Here is a 9,313-nt window from a genome sequence, read left to right on the forward strand (position 1 = left end):
CGACGGGCGGGCCCGCTCGGGAGACGGCCGGTGCCGGGCCCGTGGGCAGCGCCCGGTACACGATTCCGGCGCGCTCGGTGTTCGTTGCGGCGTCCGGGAACGACGGGGCGGCCGGAACCGTGGACGCGCCCGTCCGGACCATCGGCAAGGGCGTCGCGCTGGCCCCCGAAGGCGGCACCGTCGTCGTCAGGGGCGGCACCTACCACGAGACCGTCAAAGCCGACCGGACCGTGACGATCCAGCCGTACCCGGGTGAAGCGGTCTGGCTGGACGGCAGTGTCGCGGTCGGCGGCTGGCGTGCCGAAGGCGGCCGCTGGGTGAAGGACGGCTGGACGGCCCAGTTCGACAGCAGCCCCAGCTACACCAAGGGCGCCAAGGACGGCACCGCCGCCGCCTGGACCTTCCTCAACAAGAACTACCCGTACGCCGCCCGCCCCGACCAGGTGTTCGTGGACGGCAAGCAGCTCCGCCAGGTCGGTTCGGCGGCCGCCGTCACCGAGGGCACCTTCTTCCCCGACTACGCGGCGCAGCGGCTGTACCTGGGCACGAACCCCGCGGGCCGGGACGTCCGGGCCACCGATCTCGCCGACGGCGTCCATCTGACGGCGCCGGGTTCGGTGCTGCGGGGCGTCGGGGTGCGCCGGTACGCCACCTCGATCCCGGGGCTCGGCACCGTGAAGGTGTCGGGGCGCGACTCGACCGTCGAGAACGTGACCGTCACCGACGCCGCGACCACCGGGGTCAGCGCGGTCGCGCCGCGCGTCACCCTGCGGAACGTGACCGTGGTGCGGGCGGGGATGCTCGGCGTCCACGGCAACTACGCCGACGGTGTGCAGCTTTCGGGGGTGCGCGCCGAGGACAACAACATCGAGCACTTCAACGGCTCGCCCGTCGCCGGCGGCATCAAGATCACCCGGACGCGCGGGGTGCGGGTGACCGGCAGCTACGCGGCCGGCAACGACGGCAAGGGGCTGTGGCTGGACGAGTCGGTGTACGACTCGACCGTCACCGGCAACGACTTCTCGCGGAACACCGGGCACGGCATCAGCTGGGAGATCTCCGCCAAGGCCGTGTTCGCGGGGAACGTCATCACCGGCAACGGCGGCGACGGGCTGCGCGTCAACGACTCCAACGGCGCCGAGATCTGGAACAACACGATCACCGGGAACGGCCGGACCGTGAACCTCGTCCAGGACGGCCGTCGTGCCGCGAACCTGTCGACGGCGGGCCACGACCCGCGCCAGAAGCTCCCCGACCCGACGATGACGTGGCTGCTCGGCGACATCCGGCTCGGCAACAACGTCCTGGGCGCGCCGAAGGCGGGCCCGAACTGCGTGCTCTGCGTCGAGGACTACTCCCACGAGCGCCGCGCCGAGGACATGAAGATCGCCGCCGACGGCAACCTGTACCACCGCCCCGACGGCACCCCCGCCTGGCTGGTCGTCTGGTCGTCCGGCCCCGGCAACCCCCGCACCTTCACCACCCTCGCCGCCTTCCGCTCCGCCACCGGCCAGGAACCCCACGGCTCCTCCCCCACCGGCCCCCTCCAGCCCCCCACCACCGCCCAGACCACGGCCACAGCCCAGCCCCTCCCCTCCCCCATCGCCTCCCTCCTGGGCACCACCCCCACCACCAGAACCCTCGGCGCCCCCCAGTAAGAACGGAAACAAAGGAAGCTCCGGCCGTGGTGGCCGGAGCTTCCTTTTGTTGGGGGGGGTTAGGGCTGGGTGGAGGTGAGGTCGTCGAGGGTGAGGGTGGTGGGGGCGTTGGTGGCGGAGCCGGAGAGCATGGCTCGGAGGCCGAGGCCGCCGGGGGATTGGAGGGTGGGGGTGGAGTCGGTGGTCGTGAGGTGCCAGGTGGCGGGTTCGGGGGTGCCGTCGGGCCAGATCTTGGCGGTCAGGGTGGTGGGGGTGGTGCCCGTCACCTGGAGGCGGACGCGGAGGAAGGCGCCCGGGGTGTAGGTGAGGGCGGGGACGGTCAGCTCGGGGGTCAGGAGGGTTTCGGCGTTGGCGGCGTCGGTTCGGGACAGCGCCAGGGCTACGGTGCCGGGTGACAGGAAGCGGACTCGGGCGCGGTAGTCGCCGGACGGGGTGCGGCGGCCCGCTAGCCACAGGTAGACGCCGTTTCCGGTGGCGGTCTTGTCGACCGAGGCGCGGAACGCGGTGTCCGAGGAGGTGGCGTTGACGGTCGTCAGGTAGGCGCCCGCCCCGGTGGAGGGGGAAGGGAGCGCGATCTTGGCGGTGGAGCCGTCCACCGACAGGTTCGCGGCCGTGCCGACCGTGCTCCAGGAGCCGCCCACGGGCGCGGTGCCGAAGCCGTTGGAGACCGTGCGGGTGAACGGGTCCTCGGCGAGGTTCGCGGACTGCGCCTGCACCGTCTTGGTGAGCGACGCCGAAGCGCCGTCGTCGTCGGTGACGGTCAGTTTCACCTGGTAGGAGCCCGACGCGGCGTAAGTGTGCCCGGGGGTCGCGCCGCTGCCGGTGGCGCCGTCGCCGAACGTCCACTCGCGGGCCGTGATCGTGCCGTCGGAGTCGGCCGACGCGGACGCGTCGAACGAGCAGACGAGCAGCGCGCAGGTCGCGGTGAACGCGGGAACGGGCGGCTGGTTGGGCTGCGCGCCCGTCCCGACCTGGTAGTGCTCGGCGACCTCGGAGTCGGCGAGGGCGCGCGGGTAGACGGCGGCCTCGTCGATCGTCCCGTTCAGATACGGGGTCGACGGCGCGGACGGCCACGACCCGACGGTGTCGCCGCCGACCCGCCAGTACCCGGTGTAGGACTGGCCGTAGCGGGTCGTCGTGTCGGTGGCCTTGAGCTGCCCGTCGACGTACAGCTTCATCCCCGAGTTGAAGTCGAGGGACGCCGCCACATGGTGCCACTGGCCGTTGTTGAGCCCCGGAGCGCTCTGGATGGTCCGGATGACGCCCGGGTAGACGCCGAAGACGACCCGGCCGTCGGCCGTCAGATACAGATGCCGGTCATAGGTGCCGCTGTTGCCCGACGCGCTGTTCCCATAGCCGATGATCTTGCCGCCGGTGGTGGAGGTGGTCTTCACCCACGCCTCGACGGTGAAGTCGCGCGGCGCGGCGATCTGCGCGCTGGCCGTCCTGGCGTTGGCGGTGCCGTTGAACACGGCCGCCCGGTCGCCGGTGATGCCCGCCGCGTTGAGCGTCACCCCGGAACCGTAGGTGAGGTTGGAGGGGCCGGAGCGGTCGTAGCCGGTCGTCCCGGACGTCTCGGTGAACCGCCACAGGTGGCGTGCGCCGTCGCCGGCGACCAGGTTCGCGTAGACGCTCGCGGCCGCGGGGCCCGCCGACACGACGGACGCCGAGGCGGTGCCCGTCACCTTGTTGCCGTCGGGGTCGGCGGCCCGCACCTGGTAGGTGTGGGCGCCCGCGGGGGCGGCTGCGTCGAAGAACCCGTAGGCGGGGGTGGTCCAGAAGTTCGACGGCTGGGTCTCCGTCCCGATCTGGACGCCGTCGCGGAGGATCTCGTAGGTGAGGTTCTCGTTGTCCATGTCCCAGGTCGCGGGCCAGGTCACCCGGACGCCGCCGCCGGGGACGGCCGAAGCCGTCGCCGCGGGGCCCGCCTCGGGACCGACCTTGCCGGGCGCGGACGAGCGCACCGCCATCCGGATCAGGCCCTGCTGGGCGCGGCCGTCGACGGTCGGGAACTCACCGCCCATCGCGATGTACTGGTCGTTGCCGACGACCGTCCAGGCCGCCTGGTACTGGCCGGTGACGCTGCCGACGCCCAGCGCGGGGAACCAGTGCAGCAGCCGCGGCACGGGCTGCTTGGTGATGGGCGAGTTGCTGCCGGGCGGCGCCGGGTCGTTGCTGGTCGCATAGGTCGTGGTGGCGAGCGCGCGGCGCGAGGTGACCTCGGGGAACGCGCCCAGCGACTGGCATTCGTGGGCGTGCGAGACGCTGTAGAGCACCTGGCCGATCGGCGCGACGCTGTAGGTGGCGCCGTAGCAGTTGTCGAGCCAGATCAGGTCGCCGGTGTTGACGTTCGCGGCCCACCGGCCGTCGAACCAGTGGCCGCCGTCGCCGTTGTTCGCGCCGTAGACGACGTCGCCCGCGACCTTCAGATCGGTCGGGTAGGACCGGTTGCCGTTGAGGGGCGAGGGAGTCGGGGAGCTGCTCCACGCGGCGGTCGCGCCGGACGTCGCGTCCACGGCGCCCTGGCCGACTCTGGCCGCACCGTTGAGCTGCGTGAACCGGCCACCGACGATCACCCGGTTGTAGGCCGGGGAGATCGCCATCGCCCAGACCTCGTCGTTGACGGTCGGCGCCCACGGCAGGGTCGCGCCGGTGGCGGCGTTGACCGCGCCGAGCCGGGTGCGGGACGAGCCGTTCACCGCGAAGAAGTTGCCGCCCATGTAGACGGTGGTGTCGCTGACGGCGAGGCCGCGGATCCGGGCGCTGACGTTCGGTTTGAAGTTCGGGTCGAGCGCGCCGGTCGCGGTGTTGAACGCGGCGACGTGGCCGCGGGCCTGCCCGTCGACGGTGGTGAAGTCGCCCGCGACGTACACGCGGGAGCCGTCGGGCGATTTGGCCATGCGCAGGCCCTGCCCGTTCAGGGTGTGGACGAAGGTGCTGCTCACGACGCCCGTGGTGATGTCGTAGGCGAGGATGTTGCCGCGGTTGACCTGGCCCGCCCCGCCGACGGCGACCCCCGGCGGACGCGCCGTGGCGAACGAGCCGGTGGCGTAGACGGTGTTCCCGACCAGGACCTGGTCCCAGACGACGCCGTTCACCTGCCAGGTCGGCAGCGGGTCGGTCGTCACCGTGGCCGGGACTCCGGCCGGCGGCTGGCTGTCGGCTCCGGCAGGCGCCGTCGTGATCCCCTGCATGCCCGCGAGGATCAGGACGGCGGCCGTGAGAGCCGCAAAGGATCTCTTCACTCATGCCCCTCTTGCTAGCGATCCCCCGAGATCAAGTAGAAGGGCACTATATGTCCGTCTCAGTAGGCTCCGCTGCCGCTCGTGACGGCTGCGAGGGTCTTCCACAGGATCTGCATGTCGAGCACCAGCGACCAGTTCTCGACGTAGTGCAGGTCCAGCCGGACCGACTCCTCCCATTCCAGATCGCTGCGGCCGCTGACCTGCCAGAGCCCCGTCAGACCCGGCCTGACGACCAGCCGCCGGTGGACGTCCTCGCCGTACTTCTCGACCTCCTCCGGCAGCGGCGGCCTCGGCCCGACCAGCGACATCTCGCCGCGCAGCACGTTGAAAAGCTGCGGCAGCTCGTCGATGGAGTAGCGGCGCAGCAGCCCGCCGATCCTGGTCAGCCGGGGGTCGTCCTTCAGTTTGAACAGCGGGCCGCCGGTGGCGGGTCCGGCCAGTTCCGCGCGGAGCAGATGTGCGTTCTCGATCATGGTCCGGAACTTGAGCATCGGGAACGCGCGGCCGTCGCGGCCGATCCTGGTCTGAACGAACAGGGCGGGACCGCCGTCGTTCCCCCGGATCACCAGCGCCATCAGCAGCATCGCCGGGCCGAGCAGCAGCAGCGCCAGCGACGCCCCCACCACGTCGAAGCAGCGTTTCAGCACGCGGCGCGGCCCGGCCAGGTCGGGATGGTCGACGTGCAGCAGCGGCAGCCCGGCGATCGGCCGGATCGTGGTGCGGGGCCCGGCGACCTCCAGCAGGGCGGGCGCGACGAACAGTTCGGTGCCGGTCTTCTCGAGCCGCCAGATGAGCCGGCGCAGGACCGCCCCGTCCAGTTCGGGGCAGGACAGCACCGCGACGGAGTCGGCGCGGGAGCGCGCCACCACCTCGGGCACCTCGTCGAGGCCGCCGAGCACGGGGATCCGGCCCGGCACCCCGGCCCGTCCCGGCGTGCACAGGGCCACGACCTGCATCCCGTGGTAGGTGGAGCGGCCCAGCTCCCTGATCAGTCGCGCGGCGTGGGCGGGATGCCCGACGGCGACCACCCGGCGCATACAGACCCCGTCCTCCCGGAGCCGGTGCAGCCGTTTGCGCAGCCGCCACCTGGCCAGCAGGGTGAAGACGGTGACCAGCGGCAGGGTGACGACGACGAAGCCGCGCGCCAGCTCCGCCTTGGTGGCGTAGGAGAGGATCGCGACGGTCGCGGTGAGGCTGACGCCCGCGTGCAGGACCCGCCGGTACTCGTCCGAGCCGGCGCCGAAGAACCGCCCGTCGTAGGCGCCGGACAGGGCCAGCCACGGCAGCCATGCCAGCGGCATGGCCAGCGCGAACGCCAGATAGGCGACGGGCAGCCAGGGGTGGCCGCCGAATCTGAGGTCGAATCCGACGAGGCCGGCGGTGAGCGCGCAGAACGCGTCGACCATGGCCACTTTTATGGCGTAATGAGCTACCCACCTGGCTTCACCCGCGGTTTTTCCCCGTTCGACCGCGGTCCGACCAGGACCGTCGACGACGGTCACCTGAAACTCCTTAATTTCGTCCCGAATTACCCCGTGTGTTGCGAAGAACGATAGGAATTAACACAGGATTAGCCCGGATCGTTGGTTCTGACCAGCGAACCGAACCGACCGGATCAGGTCACCAGGAATCCGGCACTTCCCTACGCGCTCGCCGCCTTCGCCCCGGAGAATGGCGGCGGGCGGTGCTCCGATCCACTGGATCCGACCGAGTGGGGTTGATCAAGCTGACGACGCAGCGGCTGGCCGCCTTCGCCGAGCTCTCCACCGCCGACCTGGACTCCTGGCACGAGCTCAGAGCCGCCGACCCGGCCTGCGACAGCCCCTACTTCCATCCCGAGTTCAGCGCGATCGTCCACGACTGCGGGCCCGAGGTCCTGATCGCCCAGGCCCGGGACGAGCGGGGCCGGCTGACCGGGCTGCTGCCCCTGCACCGCTTCCGCTCCACCCTGCGTCCCGCGGGCTGGCCCGCCGCCGATCTGCAGGGCCCGATCGGCACCGGGATCTCGCCGCGCGCCCTGCTCAGAGGCGGGATCCGCACGTTCGAGTTCGACCACCTCGCGACCGGGCTCGACACCTTCGCGCCGTGGATCGAGACCCGCCGCGCCTCCCCGTTCCTCGACGTCACGGGCGGTCTCCAGGGGTATCTGGGGCGGGCGTCCAGGTCGGGACGCGACAACATCGGCCAGGCCCGCCGACGGCTCCGCAAGACCGAACGCGACCACGGCCCCGTCCGCTTCACCGTCGACGATCCCGACCCCGGGGCCCTCGCCCGGCTGATCGAACTGAAACGCGCCCAGTACGCGGCGACGGGCGCCCGCGACTACTTCGCCGAGCCGGCGCGCAGGGAGCTGGCGGGGATCCTGCTGAAGACCCGCGACACCGGGTTCGGCGGGCTGCTGTCCACGCTGCGCGCCGGAGACCGCCTGGTCGCGGCCCATTTCGGGCTCCGCTCGGGCGGTGTGCTGCACTGGTGGTTCCCGGTGTACGACCCGGAGTTCGCGCGGCTCGCGCCCGGCTGGATGCTGCTGCACGAGCTGATCGGCGCGGCGCCCGCGCTGGGCGTCACCCGGATCGATCTGGGGCGCGGCGAGGACGAGTACAAGCGGCGCGCCAAGACCGGTGAGACCGTCGTCTGCCAGGGGCTGATCACGCGGGATCCGCTGCGGCTGGCCGGGCACCGGGCGTCGGCGGCCGTCCGGGGTTCCCGGCTCGCGCCCGGGCTGCGCCGGGTGGCCCGCGCGCTGCGCTGAGGCCGATTCCGGCCCGTCGCCGTCCCCCTGGCCGGGTTTCAATGGGGAAATGCGACGACATCTGCCGCGGCTGGCGAACCTCTGGTGGGAAACCCGTCTGGGCGTCTCGACCCGCGGGACCGCGGCGACCGGCTACCCCGACGCCGTCCACTACGCGACCATGTCCTACGCGACCATCGGCAAGGTCCTTGACGGCCTGGAGCTGGGCCCCGACGACGAGCTCGCCGATCTGGGCAGCGGCCTCGGCCGGGTGCTGTGCTGCGCGGCGCGACGGCCGATCCGCGCGGCCGTCGGCTACGAGGTCGATCCCGGGCTGTGCGGACAGGCCCGCCGCAACGCCGTCCGGCTCCGCGGCCGCAAAGCCCCGATCACGGTCCACGAGGGCCCGGCGCAGGAGATGACGTTCCGCGACGTGACGGCGTTCTTCCTGTTCGACCCGTTCGGCGAGCAGACCCTCCGGGCCGTCCTGGACAAGATCGAGGCGGATACGGGCGGGGTCGGGGTCCGCTTCGCTTATGCCAACCCGTCGCATGATCATGTTTTCGCCGAACGGAAATGGCTGGAGGCCCATGACTTTTGGGACGCCGCCGAAAAGGGTTTGGAGCATTCGGTGGCATTCTACCGTTCGCACGTTGCGTCCGCATGAGGCCAGTAACAAACCGGTCATCTTCTGACGATTTCGTCTCAGAATGCACGCGGGGGTGGTCGCATCTTGCCCGACATCTTCAATCTCACAGTGCACGGGATCGGCCCGCGCCATCGCGAGCTCGATCCCGGCGAAGCCGGCACCTGGGTCACGGTGGACCGGTTCGAGCGGGTGCTCGACGCCGCCGCCGGGCGCCCGGACGTCCGGATCACCTTCGACGACGGGAACGTCTCGGACGTCGAACTGGCCCTGCCCCGGCTGCTGGAGCGCGGCCTCACCGCGGAGTTCCACGTCCTGGCCGGGGAGCTGGGCGCGCCGGGCCGGCTCACCACGGCCCAGGTCGGTGAGCTGCGCGGGGTGGGGATGCGGATCGGTTCGCACGGCTGGGCGCACCGCGACTGGCGGCGGCTGACCGGCGGCCAGCACGCCGAGGAGCACGAGCAGGCGCTGAAAGCCCTGACCGAACTGGTCGGCGAGCCCGTCACCCGGGTGGCGATCCCGTTCGGCTCCTACGACCGGCGGGTGCTGCGGGCGCTGCGCCGCCACGGTGTCACCCGCGCCTACACCAGCGACGGCGGCCCCGCCCGTCCGGACGCGTGGCTGCAGGCCCGCACCAGCCTCCGGCACGATCTCGACGACGCCTGGATCGCCCGCGTCCTGGGCCGACCCTCGCTCCCCCGCCGCGCCCGCCGGTTCGGCGCCCAGACGGTCAAGAGGGTGCGGGGATGAGGGTCGGGGTCGTCATCGTCAGCTACAACAGCGCCGACGTGCTGCCCGGCTGCCTGGAGTCGCTGACCGGCCAGGGCGTCGAGCTGGCCGGTGTGGTCGTGGCCGACAACGCCTCCGCCGACGACTCGTTGCGGATCGGGGAGGCGGCGGGCGCGGTGGCGCTGGCCGTCGGCAGGAACGGCGGGTACGCGGCCGGTTTCAACGCCGGGCTCCGCGCCCTCGATCTGGCCGCCCTCGACGCGGTCTGCGTGCTGAACCCCGACTGCCGGCTCCGCCCCGGGGC

The 9,313-nt window shown here is 71.9% G+C and carries 7 protein-coding genes; 5 read left to right on the forward strand and 2 right to left on the reverse strand.

The annotated features are described in order from the left end of the window. Window positions 1-1,658 (forward strand): right-handed parallel beta-helix repeat-containing protein (locus ACYVE7_RS22200; RefSeq protein ID WP_460366919.1); only part of this gene is annotated, 1,658 nt, incomplete at its 5' end. 59 nt (window positions 1,659-1,717) lie between these two features. On the opposite strand, the gene ACYVE7_RS22205 is transcribed toward ACYVE7_RS22200, so the two are convergent. Next, entirely contained in the window at window positions 1,718-4,903 is a 3,186-nt protein-coding gene (locus tag ACYVE7_RS22205; protein WP_460366920.1) for a LamG-like jellyroll fold domain-containing protein, read from the reverse strand. A 59-nt stretch (window positions 4,904-4,962) separates the two neighbouring features. After that, the gene (locus ACYVE7_RS22210; RefSeq protein WP_460366925.1) at window positions 4,963-6,309 is read right to left on the reverse strand and encodes a sugar transferase; all 1,347 of its coding nucleotides are present in this window, start codon (window positions 6,307-6,309) and stop codon (window positions 4,963-4,965) included. A 305-nt stretch (window positions 6,310-6,614) separates the two neighbouring features. On the opposite strand from ACYVE7_RS22210, the gene ACYVE7_RS22215 reads away from it, so the two are divergent. The 4 genes from ACYVE7_RS22215 to ACYVE7_RS22230 form a co-directional block, all read left to right on the forward strand. Continuing rightward, a complete protein-coding gene (locus tag ACYVE7_RS22215; RefSeq protein WP_460366921.1) occupies window positions 6,615-7,655 on the forward strand; it encodes a GNAT family N-acetyltransferase in 1,041 nt (346 codons plus the stop codon). A gap of 49 nt (window positions 7,656-7,704) precedes the next feature. Then, window positions 7,705-8,301, forward strand: coding sequence for a class I SAM-dependent methyltransferase (locus ACYVE7_RS22220; RefSeq protein ID WP_460366922.1), 597 nt, complete (start codon window positions 7,705-7,707; stop codon window positions 8,299-8,301). A gap of 66 nt (window positions 8,302-8,367) precedes the next feature. Beyond that, window positions 8,368-9,030 carry a polysaccharide deacetylase family protein gene (locus ACYVE7_RS22225; RefSeq protein ID WP_460366923.1) on the forward strand — a complete coding sequence of 221 codons (663 nt, stop codon included), beginning with the start codon at window positions 8,368-8,370 and terminating at the stop codon, window positions 9,028-9,030. Beyond that, window positions 9,027-9,313 (forward strand): glycosyltransferase family 2 protein (locus tag ACYVE7_RS22230; protein ID WP_460366924.1); only part of this gene is annotated, 287 nt, incomplete at its 3' end. The genes ACYVE7_RS22225 and ACYVE7_RS22230, both read left to right, overlap by 4 nt.

This window comes from Actinocorallia lasiicapitis (assembly GCF_054778695.1).